Consider the following 19904-nt stretch of genomic DNA (forward strand, 5'->3'; position numbering starts at 1 on the left):
TAAGGAGGTAAGTGTATGAATGATTTAATGAAAGAATCATTTGATATATCAGGAAGAATAAATTTGGTTAGATTTGGAGATTGTTATAAGATGGCATGTACGTTACCCATAGATGATGAAGCTAAAGAATACATAAAGCATATAGATTATGTTTTTAGAAAATGTAAAGAAATTTTAGATAATAATGGGAATATAGCTATATATCAAACGGCTAAATGTACAGGTTCTCCAGATAAATTAATAACAACCAAAAAAGAATTAGAGAAATTTAAAAAACACTTCGATACGATATATAAATAATATTAATACTAGCTAATAAAAGTAGAGAAATCCAACTGATTTTATTTAGAGATACTGGTATGGCCAAAAGATATACCTTAGATGAACGGCGGGAAGCGGTTAAATGGGCATGGAAACTTTGCATCAAAGCAACATCAGATTATGCGGGGCATTAATTTGTATACCTTTTATACCTAGATCAACAAAGTCCGTAAGCGCAACGATTCGTTATAGAAAATTGTGCCGGATAAAATTCCAGAAGTTCTTGGAGGTGCGGACATAAAGTTGGACACGAATGGGACTCTGAAAGGAGTAAGAAAAAGTGTATTCAACGTATCAAAGAAAAAGGCATCGCAACTTTACAAGCGGTGTGGTTTGTAGCCAAAATCATGACAGTGTGCACAATTTAGCGATATTCGAACTTTTTAGCGTTAATGAATAATGCTAAATTGTATCAAAATCAAGGTGATTAGACAAACAGGTACACCAATTTTGATACGATGCAAAGCCCTTGATTTCAAGGGCTTTTTGCTGTTTTTGGGATTAAAGCAGTTTCAAAACAGGTATAAATATTTAAAATGCACACATTTCTGCCAAAAAATGCACACCCCGGGTGCATTTTTCTCAAGGTGTGTGCACCTTTTAGCAGAATTATTTGTCCATAAAAGAATACTGATAATGTGGAGGATGTTTCGTGAAAAAGTTAATTATAGTATGTGAAGAAAAATTTAAACCGTATGGAGATTTCTTGGCTCAACTTATAAGCCTTGAAGATGATGAAGCTGATGATATTATCGGGGTAAAAGATGGTGTGGTAGCAGCTCAAGTATGGACGGAGAAAGAATATACCGCAAATGCAGCACAGATATCTTCAGAACAGTACATTTTGTTTATTGGAAACAGTAAGCTGATTAAAGATAAAAGATTGCATATGCAGAAGAAATTTTCTGAATATGGAATGCAATATTGTTGGCTTGGTAAACAAAGTGTATTGTTTGTTGATAAAGTGGTTTCCATTGATGAATATGATAATTTTATTGAATACGCAAAGGGAAGCAAACCAGAGATTACAAAGCTTATTGAAAGAAAATCAGATGTAATGGCAGTGCCGGAACCAACCGTTGAAAATGAAAAAGAAGAAGTAAATGGATTTAAAAAGCTGTTGGCCTCTATGCAAGCAATCCCGGTTGCTATAGTGAACGCACCTGTAAGAGGAGTGAATGTGTTTACGAAGGTTACTAATAATAAGAAGATAGAAGAGCAGGAATATTCATGCTTAGTTCTTATATTTTATCTGAAAGGATTAAGTGAGTTTTTAGGATTGAGTGAGGAACAATTATGATGGTAGGTTTTCAAGAAGGATATGAATACTTTGAAAAGAATGCCGGGGGCATCATGGGTGCTTTTAAAGGTGATGATTTTGGTACGGCAAGAGCCGCATATGTTGATTCGGTTAACGAAGAAATAAGCTTGCTTGAAAAAAGCATAAACGATTTTATGGGAAAACAAACTCCCAATAAAATGTTAAAAGGAGATATTGCTGAATTTTGGCACGCAGGCACATTTAATGTAAATGCTGCAACAAATGAATCAGCTCATCGAGTAATTGTCGACCGCAGCCATGATTTTGGGTCAGTTGATGCATCAAGTAATTTCGGTGAAAACTTCGGCCTGAAATACTATGGGAGTGGCCAAGAAAGTGCTCGCACACAGGCGGTCAGTGTGTTTCAACGCTTTAAGGAATATCAAACCACAGGCGGTAAGGACAGTTTAGAAAAGTATCTGGCAGATAGAAATTATTCAGATGTGGATTTTGTCTTAAATGATCCTATTTATTCAGGGCAGATTAGAATAATACCACATGACCAATTGACAGAGGCAACAGATTGGCTGGAACGCATGATAAAAACAGAAGGAGCAAGACGTCCAGAGCAGGTTAAGCGTTATCAAGAAACATTAGATTTACTAAGAGATAGAATGGCTGATAATAAGGGAAACGAATCGATTCCTTTGAGTAAAGCAAATTCCGAGAAACTTGCTGCAATTGCCAAAGAAGGCAAATTTAAAGCCGATGATTTTGGAATTTCTGCACCTGATGTGTTATCACTTGAACTTGTAATGAAGGAATCATTAAAAGCCGGTTTGAGTGCAGCGGTCATTTCACTTGTTCTTAGAGTCGGTCCCGAAATATATGAAACAATCGATTATCTAATAAAAAATGGTGAGATTGAAGAAGGTCAGTTTAAGAAGATAGGATTTGCAGCAGTATCGGGCAGTTCAGAAGGTTTTATTCGTGGTAGTGTAGCAGCTGCGCTTACAGCTTGCTGTAAGAGTTAAAATGTACACATAGCATTGGACACATATTCTAAAAAATAAGATAAAATAAGAACATGAGCAGAATGAGAAGAAACTGGACCCCTGAGGAGAAAGCCGCAATAGTGCTTGAACTCCTTCGCGAAGAAAGCACATTGGCTGAAATCGCTAAAAAATATGATGTATCACAACAATTAATTAGTCGCTGGAAAGCAGAGTTTTTATCCAACATGTCCGCCGTATTTGATAAGAAGAACGAAAACATTGAAAAGATTCAGCGCGAACATGAAGATGAAAAGGAGCATCTTATAAAGAAAATTGGTGAACTCACACTGGATGTAGACTGGCTTAAAAAAAAACAGGTGCAAATCTCACAAATGAAGAAAAAAGGTCGCTGATTGAATGGACTGATTCAGATCTAACAGTCAAACATCAATGTGAATTGATTGATTTGCCACGATCCAGTGCATATCACAAGCCTGTTGAAATAAGCCCATCGAAGGATGAGATTACCATAAAAAATGCCATTGATAGAATTCACTTTGACGAACCTTCATACGGTGTTAGAAGGATACGCAATGAGCTATGCAAACTCGGATTCAACCATGTGGGCAGACGCTTGGTTAAGCGATACATGCAGGAAATGGACATTACCTGCTTCTATCCTGGCCCTAATTTGAGTAAGCGTGCAAAACAATCCAAGACATACCCATATCTCTTAAGACATCTTGACATTAATCGTCCAAATCAAGTCTGGTCTATTGATATCACTTATATAGGAACCCCGACAGGATTTGTATATCTAACAGCCATAATCGACTGGTATTCAAGATTTATCGTAGGTTATACCATTAGCAACACTTTGCAAACAGATATGGTCATACGCGCAGTAGAAAGCGCTGTAAAGGAGCACGGCATGCCCGAAATTATTAACAGTGATCAAGGCAGCCAATTCACATCACAAGCTTACATTGATTGTATTAAGCATCTAAAAATGACTAAAATCAGCATGGACGGCAAAGGCCGAGCAACTGACAACATAGCAATTGAAAGATTTTTCCGTTCATATAAGTGGGAACGCTTGTATTTGCTGTGCCCTGAAACTGTTCATGAAGTTAAATCACTCACAAAAGAATACATAGAAACATACAATTACAAAAGAGGGCATCAGAGTTACAACTACCGCACACCAGCTGATGTGTATTACGGACATCAGCCACTTGCAGCCTAATATTTTATCACGAAAGGAGACTTATCTTAGAAAATCGAATTTCGTGTCTTGACAAGCGTGCACATTATAAGTGGATTGCTTGGAGAAACGCTAAAAGATATTAATCCTGGTGTTGTAGGTGCAGTTACTGTAATTGCAATGAACACTTTGAAGAACGCATATCAGGTAGCAACAGGGAAGAAAACTCGAATCGAATTATCCAATGAATTAATAAGAGATATGTTTGTAACAACATCATTCATTGTTGGAGGATCCGTAGGACAAATTGTATTAAACCAACTTCCCGTGGTTGGATATATGATTGGAAGTTTAGTGGGTTCTGTGATTGGTTCTTTCACATATAATGCTGGATACAAAGTTGTGATATCTTTCTGCGTAGATACTGGCATTACAATGTTTGGGCTTGTTGATCAGGACTACTCACTTCCTGAAGATGTAATTAAGGATATTGGATTGGAAACATTTGACTATGAAACCTTCCAGCCTGAATCTCTTGAGCCAGAAACATTTGAGTTTGAGACGTTCGCTTTTGATTCGATTCAACCTGACTCCTTAGGTATTAAATATTTAAGACGTGGAGTTATTGGTATATCCAAGATAGGCTATGTTGAATAAGGCTCGATATGCTCCTATAAACGAAAGACAATAGAGGATATGTTTCCAAGAACTACCGTGGATATGTTCCAGATAAAAATAGGAGTAAGTATTCCATAATATATAGCTAGGAGAATTAAGAAGATGAATTTGGCAAAAGCTGATATAAAGTTAGAAACGAAGCTTGTTGGCTCAGTTGAAGGGAAATTTTATATTCCCTCATATCAACGAGGATATCGATGGGAAAAAGATCAGGTCTATCGTTTGCTCGATGACATTTATACTAATGGTGCAAAGAGCTACTGTTTGCAGCCGGTTGTGGTTAGAAAACATAACGACCGATATGAACTCATCGATGGTCAGCAGAGATTGACAACACTATACATCTTATTGAAATACATTCAGAAAGAATATAAACCAAGGATAAGACTTAATTATTCTTTAAACTATGAAACTCGTACTGACTCTGAAGCATTTCTAGATTCCATTGATGAGATGATAGCAGAAACAAATATTGATTTCTTCTACATATATAGCGCGTATGGAACAATTGATGACTGGTTTATTGGACAGAAAGACGATGTCATTGCTGCTGATAAAATATATGAGTATCTTGCTGAGCGCGTTAAAATCATCTGGTATGAGGTGGGTGAGTCTGACGATGCTATAGCACTATTTACGCGCCTCAATATCGGCAAAATACCTCTGACGAGCGCAGAACTTATAAAAGCAATGTTCCTGAGCCGAGATAATAATTCTGAAATTGACAGGGAGAAGCAGGAAGAGATATCTCTGCAATGGGATAATATTGAAAGGGAATTGCATAACAACTCCTTATGGTATTTTTTGACTAATCACTCAAATGCAAAATACCAAACACGTATTGACTTGATCTTAGATTTGATTTCGACTAAGTCTGCGGATAACAAAGAAAAATACTTCACATTTTTCTATTTTGATGACTTGAATCAAAAGGAAAATCTAAACGAGATTTGGAAGGAAATCCAGCATACATTTCTAATTCTCAAAGATTGGTATGAAGACCATGAGCTCTACCACAAAATTGGCTACTTGATTTCTTCAAATACTAAGTCTTTGCAGGATATTTTCGCATTGTCCAAACGCAATATAAACGGGCGAGGCATAACAAAAAACCAGTTCAAATCAGAATTAGACGCTTATATTAAGAAAAGTATTGACATACACACCAATTATTCTGAACTCAGCTATGAAAAGTCTACAGATTATGCAAGAATCAGCAAGCTGTTGCTTTTATTCAATGTTGAATCAGTTCGGCAAAACGGCGAGCAGACCCAGTGGTTTCCGTTTGAAAAATTTAAGTTTCAAAAAACAGGAAAAATTTCCTGGAGCTTGGAGCATATACATGCGCAACAGTCAGAAGGTATGCAGAAGCAAGAGGATTGGAAAGAATGGCTGAGATTGCACATTCCATCTATTGTATCCCTCGCCGAGGAGAACGATAAACTGGTCGAGGAGATGAAAATTGCCTGTGATAGGCAACGTTTAGAGCGACTGGAATTTGAAGACATCCAGCAAAAAGTAATACAAAAATTATCCGCACAGGGTAACACAGAGTACATGCATTCTATAGCAAACTTAGCATTGCTTAATATGAGTGATAACGCGGCATTAAATAATTCCACTTTTGATGTCAAACGAAATGCAATTATTGAAATGGACAAGAAAGGCCAATTTATTCCATTTTGCACAAAGATGGTTTTCTTGAAATACTATACGCCATCTGCAGGTAATCAGTTGCATTTTTGGGGGCAGCAAGATCGAATCGCATATATAAAGGCTATCAACAGTACGCTTAAAAATTATTTGTCTGAAGATATTTCAATAGAAAAGAGGCATGAATAATATGGGAACAACTCTTAATACTTTCATTGAAATATTTAATACTAGTTTCGATGTTGGCGGAGAAACCGTCCAGATGAAAAAGATTGTAATTCCAATTATTCAGCGCGACTATGCCCAAGGCCGCCTAGATGCAGAGGTGAACCGAATCCGGGCGCGGTTCCTGGACTCCTTGCACCAAGCTATAAAGGTTGACCAAATTACCTTGGATTTCGTTTACGGAGACATCAATGCTGATGGTGTTATGACACCACTGGATGGTCAGCAACGTCTAACTGCACTATTTCTCCTTCATTGGTATGCAGCGAAGAAAGAAAATATAGACGCATCAGAGCATCTTTTTTTGGAGAATTTCAGCTATGAGACGCGATACAGCGCGCGCGATTTCTGCTCTTTTCTAATTAAGTTTGAGCCATCATTTACAAAAAAGCTGTCAGACGAAATCGTTGACCAGGCATGGTTTCCACTCGATTGGAAAAAAGACCCGACAATCAGCTCAATGTTGGTGATGCTTGATGCAATTCAGGTTGAATTCGCAGAGACGCAGGGAATTTGGGCGAGGTTGAAGGATAAGGCAATAACCTTCTATTTTCTTCCTATCAAGGATATGGGTCTAACCGATGAATTATATATTAAAATGAATTCGCGTGGAAAGCCATTAACGCAATTCGAGCATTTCAAAGCCGAATTGGAACGTGAACTTAGGAAGGTCGATGAAGCTACGGCAAAACGTATCATCAAGAAGATCGATCTTGATTGGACCGATATGCTCTGGAAGTATCGCGGCGACGATAATGTGATTGATGATGAGTTTCTGCGTTACTTCAGGTTCATTTGTGACATCATTTGTTACCAGAATGGGGGGACAACTCAAGGCAAGAGCAACGATGAATTCGATTTATTAAAAGAATACTTTTCTGCTCAGAATGAAAATGTGATGGCTAATATTCAAACACTAGAAAATTATTTCGACTGTTGGTGCAACCTTCAGGGCGATAACACTCCGGACAAATTTTTGGAACGATTTATTTCTCATGAACATCAACCGGGAAAAATTAAAGTTGAAAAAAGGTACGGAATTAACATTTTCAAAGACTGTGTGCGTAATTATGCTGATATATCTGGGAATGGTAACAGACTGTTCCCATTGAATAGGATAGTCCTTTTATATGCTATTGTCTCCTATATCCTGAATAAAGACACAATATCCAATGATGAATTCTCTCGAAGACTAAGAATTGTAAATAATCTAATACAAAATTCCGAAGACGAGATCAGCGATAGTGAACTCAGAACAAGCGGCAATAGAATGCCAGCCATTTTGAAGCAGGTTGATGCCATTATCAAAACCGGCACAATCGATGAGACAATAGATAAAAACCTGAATGTGGTTCAATTAGCTGAGGAAGCCTTAAAGATTATATGGATTGAAAATAATCCGGAAAAGGCCGACTCTTTATTTGAATTAGAGGATCATGATTTACTTCAAGGACAGATTAGCATTGTTGGCTTGGAGCATCCTGAGTATTTCTTGCGTTTTCAATCTTTGTTCTCCTGTAAGTGGGACCTTGTTGATTGCACGCTTATGTCCATTGGTAATTATGGACAAAGAGAGAAAAATGGATGGAGACATCAATTAGGTTCGAAAAAGAACATGAAGGCTTGGCGAAATCTGTTCCACAAGAGCAGTAATGACGGATTTGAAAGAACAAAGGATGTCCTCGTAGAGTTGCTGTCTCGCTCTGATTCATTTAATGACGAACTTTTGTCTAGTATCATCAAAACTTACATCGATGAGTGCGAAACCAACAATAACTATGAGTGGCGATATTACTACATCAAATACGACCTTTTCAGACCAGGGAGCTTTGGGAAATATTACTGGGATGATTTTGAGAAGCGACCATACGAGTTTTCCATTATGTCAACAGAGTCAAAGATTTCTGAAAACACATATCAGCCGTTTTTAAAGGCAATTTATAAAAACAAGCTGTCAAAAGACCATTATGGGCAACGTGCTATCGATGGTGATAATTATATAGTGTGTGAGAACGCTGCCTATGTTGTAAAGAGAACTGATACAAATGCGGAAGTCGAGATGATAGCTATTGCACAAAATGATGAAGGCATAGATACGGAGGATAGAATTAAAAAACTACAGGTTCCCTTGAAATAGTGATATCAAAATATTGGAATTTGGCGCAAATGTACATGAGACAAAGATGATTAGTATCGTGGAGATATTCAAGACACGACAGGAATTATTAAGATGAGCGTATCCTTCCACTGAGTGCATGGAAAAACATCTAAATTGACCATTCAACCTAAAAGAGTGGACAAAATAAACTTGGTGCCTGGCACAGGCATTTGCAGGTATGGAAATAGTTCGGGGAGGAGAAAAAAATGGAACCTTCAAAAACTTTTTATACAAGTGAAAGGAAGAAGTGGAGGGAATGGCTTACTGAAAACTTCGAAAAAGAAAAGGAAATATGGTTCGTGTTTCCAAAGAAAGAGTCAGGAGAGAAAGGTCTTTCCTATAACGACGCAGTGGAAGAGGCACTCTGTTTCGGCTGGATTGACAGCACTGTTAAGAAATTAGATTCATTACACAGAGTTCAGCGGTTTTCTCCAAGAAGAAAGGGCAGTGAATACTCCAGAGCAAATATTGAAAGGCTGATTTGGCTTGAGAGACAGGGGATGATTCACCCGAAGGTCCGAGATACCATTCTTGATGTAATCAGAGTACCCTACGAATTTCCCGAGGATATTCTTGAGGTAATCAGGAGTGAAAAAAAGGTTTGGGAGAACTATCAAAAATTTCCGGAAGCCTACAAAAGGATTCGGATTGCCTATATTGATGGAGCTAGGAAGCGTCCTTTGGAGTTCAAAAAACGTCTAGAAAACTTTATCAGAAAAACAAAGGAAAACAAAATTATTGGGTATGGAGGAATCGACAAATACTACAAAAAATAGTTATACGAAAAATGAAAGACCAGCTAATTATTGATATTCTTTCTGTTCGAAACAATTGGTTTGGTATTACAAACTGCAGTTCTTACAGAGTTGGCGGCTCTAGGTTTTAGCATAATGGCAATTAGGAAAGAGAGAGCTATCTTAACTTACTGCACTTTGTTCTTTGGAATTATTGGCATCCTATTTCTGCTAACACACAGCCTCTTTATTAATGACTGATATGATGGTGGCATAAAAAAAGGGCACACCGAAAGGCATGTAAAATATTTATATTCAAGAAAGTAGATATTGAGGAGAGTTACTATGGAAAAGAGTTAGAACTAGAATTAAGACTTATACGCATATGACAGGTGAGCAAGAGAAGATAGAAAAAATTGAAGGACAGAGTACTTTTTAGAAGCATTACAATTTAGCGTTGTTTTGATGTAGCAAGTATGATATTTTAACGCTAAATTGTATCAAAATTGATGTATGTTTAGCCTAATCATCTCAAATAGGTACACCAATTTTGATACAATGCAAAGCCCTTGATTTCAAGGGCTTTTGTTGTTTTTGGAATTAAAGCAGTATGAAAATAGGTCCAAATATTGCAAATGCACACCTTTCTGCTAAAAAGTATGTACACCCCTGGTGCATTTTTCGCGAGGTGTGTGCACTTTTTAGCGATAATATTTACGGAATTTTTATGATTTTTTAGGAAATGTGAATGCTAGTATAAGAGTGAGCCATTTAGTGCCTTTGTGCTAACCAAAAAGTGAGCCACTTTTCAAAAAACCTGTATACTAATCTCAAAGATTAGTGCAGGGAGGATGAAAGGTGTGATCATTGACGTGGACATTTACCAAAAGATTAGAGAAATGAGTACAATCCAGGGTATGTCTCAAAGGGCTATCGCTAAAACGCTCGGCATATCTCGCAATACCGTCAAAAAATATTGTGACGGTGACAGCGTTCCATGGGAACGCAAAGAATACAATCGTAAGGCAGACATTCTGACTGACGATGTATTAAAGTTCATTCTTCATTGCTTCGAGGAAGACAAATCCGAAAATATAAACAAACAGCAGCATACTGCAAGGCGCATATATCAACGGCTTGTAACCGAAAAACAGTTTACGGGCGGTGAATCAACAGTAAGACTGGCTGTGAAAAGGATTAAAGGGAGTATTCCCAAGTCATTTATCCCGTTGGAATTCGATCCGGGGGAAGCTCTCCAAATTGATTGGGGAGAAGCCACCGTATATCTTGACGGGATTAAAAATAAAATCAATCTCTTTTGTGCAAGACTATGCTTCAGTTGCGCAATTTTCGTAATGGCATTCAAGCACCAGAACGAGGAATCCTTCTTGGAAGGTCAACAGAAGGCATTTGAATTCTTTGGCGGTATTCCTCATAAAACAATATTTGATAATGCTAAAGTTGCAGTAAAAGAAGGCTTTGGCCAATACGCAAAGATTCAAAACAGGTACAAGGCCTTTAGCGCCCATTATGCATTTCAACCGTTGTTTTGCAACATTGCAAGCGGAAATGAAAAGGGCCTGGTTGAAAACCTTGTAGGATTTTCAAGAAGAAACTTCCTGGTTCCTGTTCCAAGGATAAAAAACTTATCAGAGCTGAATAGTTTACTATCAGAAAAATGCAACGAGTATAAGCAGCATATGATACAAGGACGTGAGGGAACTGTCGGTATGCGGCTCTTTCAAGAAGCATCATACTTCTACTCACTTCCAAAATACAGTTTTGATACAAGCAAAACTGCGATTGCAAAAGTAAATGAATACTCCACAGTAAGGTTTGATAAAAACAATTATTCAGTTCCGGCAACACTGATAGGCCAGGAAGCCACAATAAAGGCCTATGGCAACGAAATCAGAATACATCACAAGTCTGCAGTCGTGGCATCCTATGACCGCATCTATGGTCCAGGGGGCTACACCAGCTATACTCTGGAGCACTACATGCCACTTCTGGAACGAAAGCCACGCTCCGTATTCAACGCCAAACCTGTAAGGCAGGCTATTCAGAGAGACCTGCTTGAATGGGGAATGAAATTCCCAAATGCAAACAGGGATACTGTCAAACTTCTTCGATTGTGCCTTGATTATGGCACTGACAGGATAATCGGCATTAAAAACCAAATACCTGCTACGGTAAGCCCCACAATCGACCTGGTACGAAGTTACTTGGATGGTCCTGTATCAAACGGCGTAATATCGGTTGCAACGGATATCTCAGTTGATAATGTGGACCTATCGGCTTATGATGCCAAATTCAAAGTGGCGGTGAACGGATAATGGGTGAAATAAACGTGAAGGCACAGTCTATTTCTCTTTACTGCAAGCAGCTCAAGCTCCCTACCTTTTGTGATTATGAAAATATGATCCGTCAGATGGACACCAATATGAGCTATGAGGATTTCCTCCTTGCGCTGCTAAGAGTTGAGAACGACCAGCGTCAGGGAAATAATCGCAAAAGGCGGATCAAAGCTGCAAAGTATCCGTATTTGAAGACTCTTGATGAATTTGATACAAGCCGGCTTAAACATGTAAAAGAACCTTTTATTTTTGAGTTGTCTGAGTGCGACTACATAGACAAACATCAAAACATTGTAATGATAGGAAATCCCGGAACAGGCAAGACGCATCTTGCAATAAGCCTTGGCTTGAAAGCCTGCACCCTCGGATATTCCGTCAAGTTTTATAACGCCGCATCACTTGCAACTGAATTGGTCGAGGCCAGCGAGTATAAAAGGCTGGCAAAGCTTGAAAAACAGCTATCTAAAGTTGATCTGCTAATACTAGATGAACTTTCGTACCCCTATGTGTTAGCATAGTTGTCATAAACATCTTTTAAATGTAAAGTAGTGTTATAACTAAATTTACGGAGGATGATTATGGCTCACTATAGTAAAGAATTTAAAGAATCTATTATAAAAAGAATGATGCCCCCAAACAGCGAAACAATAGCTTCGATTGCCAGAGAAACCGGCTTATCGGAAAATACACTGCATATGTGGAAGCGTAAAGCTCGTGCCAACGGATTTGCAGTTACAGCCGGCGAAGAAGAATCCGAAAAATGGACAACTCAGGACAAATTCCTCATGGTTATTGAAACCGCAGCCTTGAGCGAAATTGAGCTTGCAGAGTATTGCCGAAGCAAAGGGCTTTTCGTCGAACAAGTGCAAGCTTGGCGTGATGCGTGTATGCAGGCTAACGGAGGCGTTGCGCAGGAAGCCGCAAAGCTGCAGCGTTCCAACAAGGAAAAAGATAAAGAAATTAAAAAGCTTACATCAGAGCTCAAAAGAAAAGAAGCCGCCCTTGCTGAAACTGCTGCGCTTATAGTTCTTAGAAAAAAGGCCCGAGCGATCTGGGGGGAAAACGAGGACGAATGATCAGTGCCCAAGATCGCGCTATAGCAATAGAACTGATTGAAGAAGCAACAGCAAACGGAGCAAGAGAACACAAGGCCTGTGAGGTTATTGGAATTAGCCACAGAACTTTATTTAGGTGGAGAAGCGACATAACCCCAAACGAAGACCAAAGACCTCATGCAAAGCGTCCCACGCCCCATAACAAGCTTACTGAAGATGAGCAAGCAAAGGTCATAGAAACAGTAAATCAGCCAGAATTCAAAAGCCTGCCGCCAAGCCAGATAGTTCCAAGGCTTGCTGACAAAGGCCTATACATCGCATCAGAATCAACCATGTATCGCGTACTAAAACAACACAACATGCAACACCACAGAGGCAAGGCTAAAAAACCATCAAGCCGATCTATTTCAACACATAGCGCTGATGGGCCCAACCAGGTATGGATGTGGGACATAACATACCTTCCAGCTGATGTTAAAGGGTTCTATTACTACCTGTACATGATACTAGATCTCTTCAGCCGGAAAATTGTTGGATGGGAAGTATGGCCTGTTGAAAGTGCTGAAAATGCCAGTATTCTTGTCCGCAGGGCCATTATGGCTGAACGACGAACACTTTCAGGTGTGCCGCTAGTTTTGCACTCTGATAATGGCAGCCCAATGAAGGGAGCTTCTCTGCTTGAAACACTGTATCAGCTAGGAATAATTCCATCTAGAAGCAGAGCTCGTGTTAGCAATGACAACGCCTATGCTGAATCCGTATTTAAAACCTGCAAATACAGGCCCGGATTTCCAACCAAAGGTTTTGCAAGTATAATAGCTGCCCGTGAATGGGTATTGGATTTTGTAACATGGTACAATCAAGAACACAGACACAGTGGGCTTAATTTCCTGACCCCAAAACAAAGACATGATGGACAGTCAGAATCAGTATTTTCAAAGCGTAAAGAAGTATACGAAGCTGCTAAAAAAGCTCATCCTGAACGCTGGTCGGGCAGTACACGCAAATGGGAGCTTGATGAACGCGTTTGGCTGAATCCCGAACGAATGTCCCCTAAAAGCGAGGAAGAAAGAAAGCTTTCTTAGCAAATACATATTTCAATAATTTATGACAACTTAATTGACAAACACCGGTACACGCAAATGGGAGCTTGATGAACGCGTTTGGCTGAATCCCGAACGAATGTCCCCTAAAAGCGAGGAAGAAGAAAAGCTTTCTTAGCAAATACATATTTCAATAATTTATGACAACTTAATTGACAAACACCGGTTCTTCGACAATAACATCAATTACGTCATCAACTGTAATAATTCCAAGTATTGAATGTTTCTTGTTGACAACCGGAAGAGCTTTTAAGTCATATTTTGATACGATGAGCGAAACCTCTTCTTGATCGGTATCTGGATAGACAAAAATAACATTTTTGTTCGTTATATCTTCTAGCTTAGATTCATCGGATGCAATTAAAATATCTCTTAAATCAGTAGTGCCTATAAGTTCATTTTTGAGATTGATTATAAAAATAGTTTCAATTACTTCGGTTTTTGGACCTATAACTTTAATCTTTTGTAATGCTTCTTTAATAGTTAAATTTTTCCTCAACGCAATGTAATGAGTGGTCATGATTCCGCCTGCAGTATTCGGCTCAAAACCTAAAAGCATTTGAATTTCGCTGGCATCATGTTCTCTCATTAACTCAAGTAATTCTTTACGCCGATTGATGCTCAGTGTTCCCAGAATATCGGCAATATCATCAGTCGACATATGCGAGAAAACCTGTGCAGTTTTACTTGAGTCGAGGAGTCCAACAATCCTTATCTGCAGCTCGTTATCTGATTCTTCGATGATGGATGCAATATCGTCCGAATCAAGGAGATCTAGTAAAACCGTCAAATCCGCATCTTCAAAATCAGACAACGCTGATGCAATATCAATGGAGTATTGATTTTTTAGTAATTCTTTCAACTGAACCAAGTTTTGATCAGTGACTAGATTTAGTAATGATTTTTTTAGTTCGTTTATTTCTCTTAGTTCCATTATTATACCTCCATTATTGTGCCGAGCGGCTCAAGAAAGTGAACAGCTTAGCGCTTGCCAATGCTCAGTTCAATCTTTTGATTGCAGCCTCCTTGAATTCTTTGCTGTAATATTCAATGTGGCATCTCCTCGTAGGGTTTTTCTTAATAATAGCCAAAGCGGCTTATCGATTTAGTAATAATCATATCGATTTTGTGGTTGCGGCAGTCTTCCAGCATTCTTTGAAACTCAGGACGTCCAGATGTATTTTTACCCGACTGCACATCTGCATAGATGTCTACAAGTTCCCAGTTCACACGATTGTTAACCATAGCTTTATAATAAGAGATCTGATTTGAGAGGCTTTTAACTTGATCTTCATGTGGTGTGCTGACTCTGCAGTATACAGCCACCCTTATTTTTTTAATGAGCATAGTTAATGAGCATATAGGTTCGAACTTGGATAACTTTTCGTTCCATTGCTGCAGAGGCACCTCCAATTTAGAATCTAGTCTACACATCTTATTATAGAACCATCGATTGTGTTGTCGCAATCATATTTACATAGTTTAGAATATTTTCACAAAACTTTCATGGTATGTTCACAAGAATGCCACACAATCAGGGCATAATAGTCAATATAACAAGGAAAACAATATAAAATTAAAAGGAGTGAACATCATGAAACTATTCAATAAGAGAACTGCTTTACTTACTACTGCTACCGTTGCAATGCTTTCACTAGGAGCTGTATCATTTGCAGACTCGGTTACAAAGACACCGGCGCAGATATATTCCGAATTGACAGGTAAGACAGTAGAACAAGCATATACTGAAAGACAGGAATCTGGAGAAAACTACGGCCAGCTTGCCCAGGACGCAGGCAAGTATGAGGAGTTCAAAAGCCAGATGCTGGAGAACAAAAAAGCAACTCTTGAGGAAAGAGTTAAAAGCGGTCAGATGACACAGGAGCAAGCGGATGCCTTAATTGAAAGAATGGAAAACTGCGAAGGCGATAGCCAGGGATTGGGCAAAGCAGCTGGAGCAGGCTTTGGGCAAGGTTCAATGCAAGGCAAGGGCAACGGACAGGGCCTTAAAAACGGTAGTGGATTTGGCCAAGGAAACGGACAAGGAAACGGCCAGACAAGATAAAATTGCATGGTAAAACAGCCTTCGGCACATAGCCGGAGGTTTTTTGCTTTAGTTAGAGCTGTTTAATTTGCGAAAAAATATTGATGATACTAAAAAATTTACAGAGGAGAAATTAGGCATTGTATTGTACAAGCATAGATGCTATTATATACCTGTGAGGGGTATAGAGCAAGGCGTGAAGCCTTAGCCTGAAATAAGCAAATAGACCCTCGAAATTACAATTATAAATAAATTTATATTTATAATTAGACCAGCTAATAAAAGTCAATAAATCTGATTGATTTTCTTTAGAAATTTTCAATCTTAAAAAAGAGTATGAGAAACCAAGCCATTGAAAAATCCGAACAATGACCTTGGAGAAGCTACATTTTAGCAATTTTTAAGCAACATGTTTTGGTGCAGTTTGAAGCTTGTTGTTTCTCCATGCTTGGTGCTCCTGCGGGCTTCTAAATTCAAACGGTTTTAAGTCACGAAGAACCGCAAAAATGTAGTGGAGCAACTTATGCATAACGGCTATAAGGGCCACCTTTTTCTTCTTGCTGACACATTTTTTCAAATAGTAGTCGCGAAGAATCGGATTTATGGAATCGCCGTTTCTGGTGGTTCTTATTGAGGACAGAGCCATTGTGAAGAGAACTCTTCTGCCAATGCGGGTGCCTCGTTTAGAAATCCTGTTGCGGTCGCCAGTGAACTTGCCCGACTGATTGACTGATGGATCTATGCCAAAGAAAGCTGTAAAGGCCTTTGGAGACTTGAATAGGCTGAAATCGTTGATTTCCGCGATCTGGATTGTCAACACTTAATTGGACAACTTAATTAAGGTGTTGTAATTTATATTCAATCGGACTTAAATATCCAAGTGTTCCATGAATTCTTTTGTTATTGAACCAATTTACATATTTCGATAGCTCTATATTTAGATCTTCTAAGCTTAGAAATCGTTTTTTCCTGACAAATTCAGTTTTGAATATTTTAAAAGTGGCTTCCGCAACTGCATTATCATACGGACAGCCTTTCATGCTCAACGATCGTTTGATTTTAAAGGTTTTAAGGACATCGTCAATCAATTGATTTTTAAACTCATTGCCCCGATCTGTATGGAACAGCTCGATATGACTCAAATTGCCTTTGAAGCTTGCAAAAGCACGACTTACCAGATGTGCATCCTTTTTCTCACCAGCACTATAGCCGATGATTTCGCGATTGAATAAATCGATTAGGATACAAATATAATTCCATTTCTGGCCGACTCTAACATATGTCAAATCACTCACAACAGCTGCTAGGGGAGCTTTGGAATCGAAATCTCTATCCAGTTCGTTGTTCACATCGGACTCATTACAAGCGCTTTTATGGGGTTTGAATTGAGCTAGTGTATATGTGCTGACAAGGCCGTTTTCTTTCATTATTCTGCCAATCCTTCGTCTAGAGGCAGTTATATTGAGCTTTTGAAGCTCCACTTTTATTTTACGTGTTCCGTAATTCTGATGGCTTGCATTGAAAATTTCAACTACTGAATCTGTTATTTCATCTTCTGCAGGTATTTTAGTAGATTCATAGTAATAGGTGCTCCGTGGTATTTGAAGGACTCTACACATTGCTGATACACTGTATTTGTGAGCATTCTGTTTGATCACATTTACTTTCGTCCCATTATCAGCGCTGCTTGCTTTAAAATATCATTCTCCATCTTAAGCTGCTGGTTTTCTTTGCGTAGTTTGATAAGTTCTTCTTCTTCAGGAGTGCGATTATCCTTTGCTTTGAAAGAACCAGAATTTTGACTTTGGTGGACCCAGTAATCAAATGTTGATCCAGTAAGGTCATACTCAGCCAGTATGTCTTTCCTGGGTTTTCCATTTAAATATAGTTGTACCATTTGATTCTTGAAATCATCAGTGAATTTTCGACGTTCTTTCTTTGGCATAGTAATCTCTCCTATTGGTTTATATTTTTAGATTACCGCACCTTAAGTTTTATGTCTAGTTTAGTGTAACCTATCCATGGGCACTGATCATTCGTCCTCGTTTTCCCCCCAGATCGCTCGGGCCTTTTTTCTAAGAACTATAAGCGCAGCAGTTTCAGCAAGGGCGGCTTCTTTTCTTTTGAGCTCTGATGTAAGCTTTTTAATTTCTTTATCTTTTTCCTTGTTGGAACGCTGCAGCTTTGCGGCTTCCTGCGCAACGCCTCCGTTAGCCTGCATACACGCATCACGCCAAGCTTGCACTTGTTCGACGAAAAGCCCTTTGCTTCGGCAATACTCTGCAAGCTCAATTTCGCTCAAGGCTGCGGTTTCAATAACCATGAGGAATTTGTCCTGAGTTGTCCATTTTTCGGATTCTTCTTCGCCGGCTGTAACTGCAAATCCGTTGGCACGAGCTTTACGCTTCCACATATGCAGTGTATTTTCCGATAAGCCGGTTTCTCTGGCAATCGAAGCTATTGTTTCGCTGTTTGGGGGCATCATTCTTTTTATAATAGATTCTTTAAATTCTTTACTATAGTGAGCCATAATCATCCTCCGTAAATTTAGTTATAACACTACTTTACATTTAAAAGATGTTTATGACAACTATGCTAACACATAGGGTTCTCTACCATAAGGGGAGCATATCATTTCAAGGGTTTTTTGTTGTTTTTGGGATTAAAGGAAATGAATGATTTTATGAATTGATGCCACGGGAATTATTCTGGTGGTTATTTTTATTTTTTGATAACGGTAAAAGCAATGTTAGGGCGAGAATACCCTCATCCTCTTAGGTGGGGGATGAATCGCCTAATGTTTTTAAGTTGTGTTTTTTGTGTCTCCTCCAGGGTATACATATAATAGCAGCAATCAGCCTTATATGTCACACCAGGAGGTGAAAAGCAATGCTAGTTAGCAAAGCGTACAAGTTCCGCATATATCCAAATAGCAAGCAAAGAGAACTGATAGCCAAAACAATAGGCTGTAGCCGCTTTGTGTTCAACCACTTCCTGAATGCTTGGAATAGTGAATACAGACAAACAGGAAAAGGCTTGACATATAATTCTTGCTCGGTGCAAATGACCCAACTCAAGAAAGAACTTGTGTGGCTCAAGGAAGTAGACAGCATAGCACTGCAATCTTCTCTAAGGAATCTTGGTGATGCTTTCGACCGTTTCTTCAAGAAGCAAAATGACGCTCCACGTTTCAAATCCAAAAGAAACAAAGTGCAATCGTATACTACAAAATGTACTAATAGCAATATAGCTATAGTAGATAACAAAATTAAACTGCCTAAGCTTGGTCTAATCAAGTTCGCTAAGTCTAAAGAAATAAATGGCAGGATTCTGAGTGCCACTATAAGGCGTAATCCATCCGGCAAATATTTTGTATCTGTGCTTGTTGAAAGCGAAGTGCAAGAGCTACCCAAGTCGAATTCTTCATGCGGAATAGACGTAGGCCTGAAAGATTTCGCCATACTTTCAGATGGCACTGCATACGAGAATCCCAAATTTTTCAGAACGCTTGAAGCAAAGCTTGCAAGAGAGCAACGCATACTATCAAAGCGTATCAAGTTCTCAAATAACTGGCACAAGCAAAGAGTCAAGGTTGCCAGAATACATGAGCATATAGCCAATGCAAGAGCAGATTATCTGCACAAAATCTCTACCGAGATAGTCAAAAACCACGACATCATCGGCATTGAAGATTTGCAGGTATCCAATATGCTCAAAAACGGCAAGCTAGCTAAAGCCATATCCGAGGTATCTTGGTCTGGGTTCAGGACAATGCTTGAATACAAAGCCAAGTGGTACGGCAAGCAAGTCGTCGCCGTAGCTAAGAACTTTGCCTCAAGCCAATTGTGTTCTGATTGTGGTTACAAGAATAAAGACGTTAAGAATCTCTCTGTCAGAGAGTGGACTTGCCTAGAGTGTGGAGCAAACCATGACAGAGATATTAATGCAAGCATAAATCTTAAAAACGAAGCCCTAAGGCTTCTAACCGTAGGAACTACGGGGTTAGCCTAATAATAAACTGCTCGTTGGAGCGGTGTTCTTAGGAATCCGTACACCTCTAAGCGTTAGCGTAGGTGGCGGTAGTTCAAATGAATCTTAATTTGAAAGATTTTAATC

At 38.9% G+C, this 19904-nt stretch carries 16 protein-coding genes and 2 pseudogenes; 13 read left to right on the forward strand and 5 right to left on the reverse strand.

The window, feature by feature from the left end; translation table 11 throughout:
• Window positions 1-15 precede the first annotated feature (15 nt).
• From EAL2_RS11905 to EAL2_RS11965, 11 genes and pseudogenes are all read left to right on the forward strand, one after another.
• Complete coding sequence (locus tag EAL2_RS11905; RefSeq protein WP_025436600.1) at window positions 16-300, forward strand: hypothetical protein; 285 nt, start codon at window positions 16-18, stop codon at window positions 298-300.
• Between the two features lie 673 nt (window positions 301-973).
• Entirely contained in the window at window positions 974-1621 is a 648-nt protein-coding gene (locus EAL2_RS11910; protein ID WP_025436601.1) for a hypothetical protein, read from the forward strand.
• Window positions 1618-2616, forward strand: coding sequence for a hypothetical protein (locus EAL2_RS11915; RefSeq protein WP_051489252.1), 999 nt, complete (start codon window positions 1618-1620; stop codon window positions 2614-2616). The genes EAL2_RS11910 and EAL2_RS11915 overlap by 4 nt, the downstream gene beginning before the upstream one ends.
• Window positions 2617-2678: 62 nt before the next feature.
• Window positions 2679-3823, forward strand: a protein-coding gene (locus EAL2_RS11925; protein ID WP_096325256.1) for an IS3 family transposase whose coding sequence is annotated in 2 segments (ribosomal slippage) — window positions 2679-2952 and window positions 2952-3823 — 1146 coding nt in all. Because the reading frame shifts where the segments join, the coding sequence is not laid out codon by codon here.
• Between the two features lie 48 nt (window positions 3824-3871).
• On the forward strand, window positions 3872-4438 hold the full coding sequence (locus tag EAL2_RS11930) for a hypothetical protein (protein WP_025436603.1): 567 nt from the start codon (window positions 3872-3874) through the stop codon (window positions 4436-4438).
• Window positions 4439-4561: 123 nt separating this feature from the next.
• Window positions 4562-6301, forward strand: coding sequence for a DUF262 domain-containing protein (locus EAL2_RS11935; protein WP_025436604.1), 1740 nt, complete (start codon window positions 4562-4564; stop codon window positions 6299-6301).
• Window position 6302: 1 nt separating this feature from the next.
• A complete protein-coding gene (locus EAL2_RS11940; protein ID WP_041693208.1) occupies window positions 6303-8474 on the forward strand; it encodes a DUF262 domain-containing protein in 2172 nt (723 codons plus the stop codon).
• A gap of 227 nt (window positions 8475-8701) precedes the next feature.
• Window positions 8702-9271, forward strand: a complete 570-nt coding sequence (locus tag EAL2_RS11945) for a YdeI/OmpD-associated family protein (RefSeq protein WP_025436606.1) — start codon at window positions 8702-8704, stop codon at window positions 9269-9271.
• A gap of 809 nt (window positions 9272-10080) precedes the next feature.
• Complete coding sequence (gene istA / locus EAL2_RS11950) at window positions 10081-11565, forward strand: IS21 family transposase (protein WP_242842534.1); 1485 nt, start codon at window positions 10081-10083, stop codon at window positions 11563-11565.
• Window positions 11565-12104 carry an ATP-binding protein gene (locus EAL2_RS11955; RefSeq protein ID WP_025436608.1) on the forward strand — a complete coding sequence of 180 codons (540 nt, stop codon included), beginning with the start codon at window positions 11565-11567 and terminating at the stop codon, window positions 12102-12104. The genes istA and EAL2_RS11955 overlap by 1 nt, the downstream gene beginning before the upstream one ends.
• Before the next feature lie 60 nt (window positions 12105-12164).
• A pseudogene (locus tag EAL2_RS11965) lies at window positions 12165-13726 on the forward strand (IS3 family transposase).
• Window positions 13727-13892: 166 nt separating this feature from the next.
• On the opposite strand, the gene EAL2_RS11970 reads toward EAL2_RS11965, so the two are convergent.
• Entirely contained in the window at window positions 13893-14678 is a 786-nt protein-coding gene (locus EAL2_RS11970) for a magnesium transporter MgtE N-terminal domain-containing protein (RefSeq protein ID WP_025436610.1), read from the reverse strand.
• Window positions 14679-14821: 143 nt separating this feature from the next.
• The gene (locus EAL2_RS15225; protein WP_084481271.1) at window positions 14822-15178 is read right to left on the reverse strand and encodes a recombinase family protein; all 357 of its coding nucleotides are present in this window, start codon (window positions 15176-15178) and stop codon (window positions 14822-14824) included.
• 160 nt (window positions 15179-15338) lie between these two features.
• Here EAL2_RS15225 and EAL2_RS11975 point away from each other — a divergent pair, with 160 nt between their 5' ends.
• Window positions 15339-15809, forward strand: a complete 471-nt coding sequence (locus EAL2_RS11975) for a DUF2680 domain-containing protein (protein WP_025436611.1) — start codon at window positions 15339-15341, stop codon at window positions 15807-15809.
• A 379-nt stretch (window positions 15810-16188) separates the two neighbouring features.
• Here the strand turns inward: EAL2_RS11975 and EAL2_RS11980 are convergent.
• The 3 genes and pseudogenes from EAL2_RS11980 to EAL2_RS11995 all read right to left on the reverse strand — a co-directional run.
• Window positions 16189-16593 (reverse strand): annotated as a pseudogene (locus EAL2_RS11980) (transposase); the annotation flags it as partial.
• Window positions 16594-16621: 28 nt separating this feature from the next.
• A protein-coding gene (locus EAL2_RS11985; RefSeq protein ID WP_148295968.1) for an IS3 family transposase occupies window positions 16622-17733 on the reverse strand; the annotation gives its coding sequence in 2 pieces (ribosomal slippage) (window positions 16622-17484 and window positions 17484-17733; 1113 coding nt in all).
• 87 nt (window positions 17734-17820) lie between these two features.
• Window positions 17821-18318, reverse strand: coding sequence for a transposase (locus tag EAL2_RS11995; RefSeq protein ID WP_025435430.1), 498 nt, complete (start codon window positions 18316-18318; stop codon window positions 17821-17823).
• Between the two features lie 359 nt (window positions 18319-18677).
• Here EAL2_RS11995 and tnpB point away from each other — a divergent pair, with 359 nt between their 5' ends.
• Entirely contained in the window at window positions 18678-19799 is a 1122-nt protein-coding gene (gene tnpB / locus EAL2_RS12000; RefSeq protein WP_025436613.1) for an IS200/IS605 family element RNA-guided endonuclease TnpB, read from the forward strand.
• Window positions 19800-19904: the final 105 nt, after the last annotated feature.

The organism is Peptoclostridium acidaminophilum DSM 3953 (assembly GCF_000597865.1).
GTDB lineage: Bacteria > Bacillota > Clostridia > Peptostreptococcales > Peptostreptococcaceae > Peptoclostridium_A > Peptoclostridium_A acidaminophilum.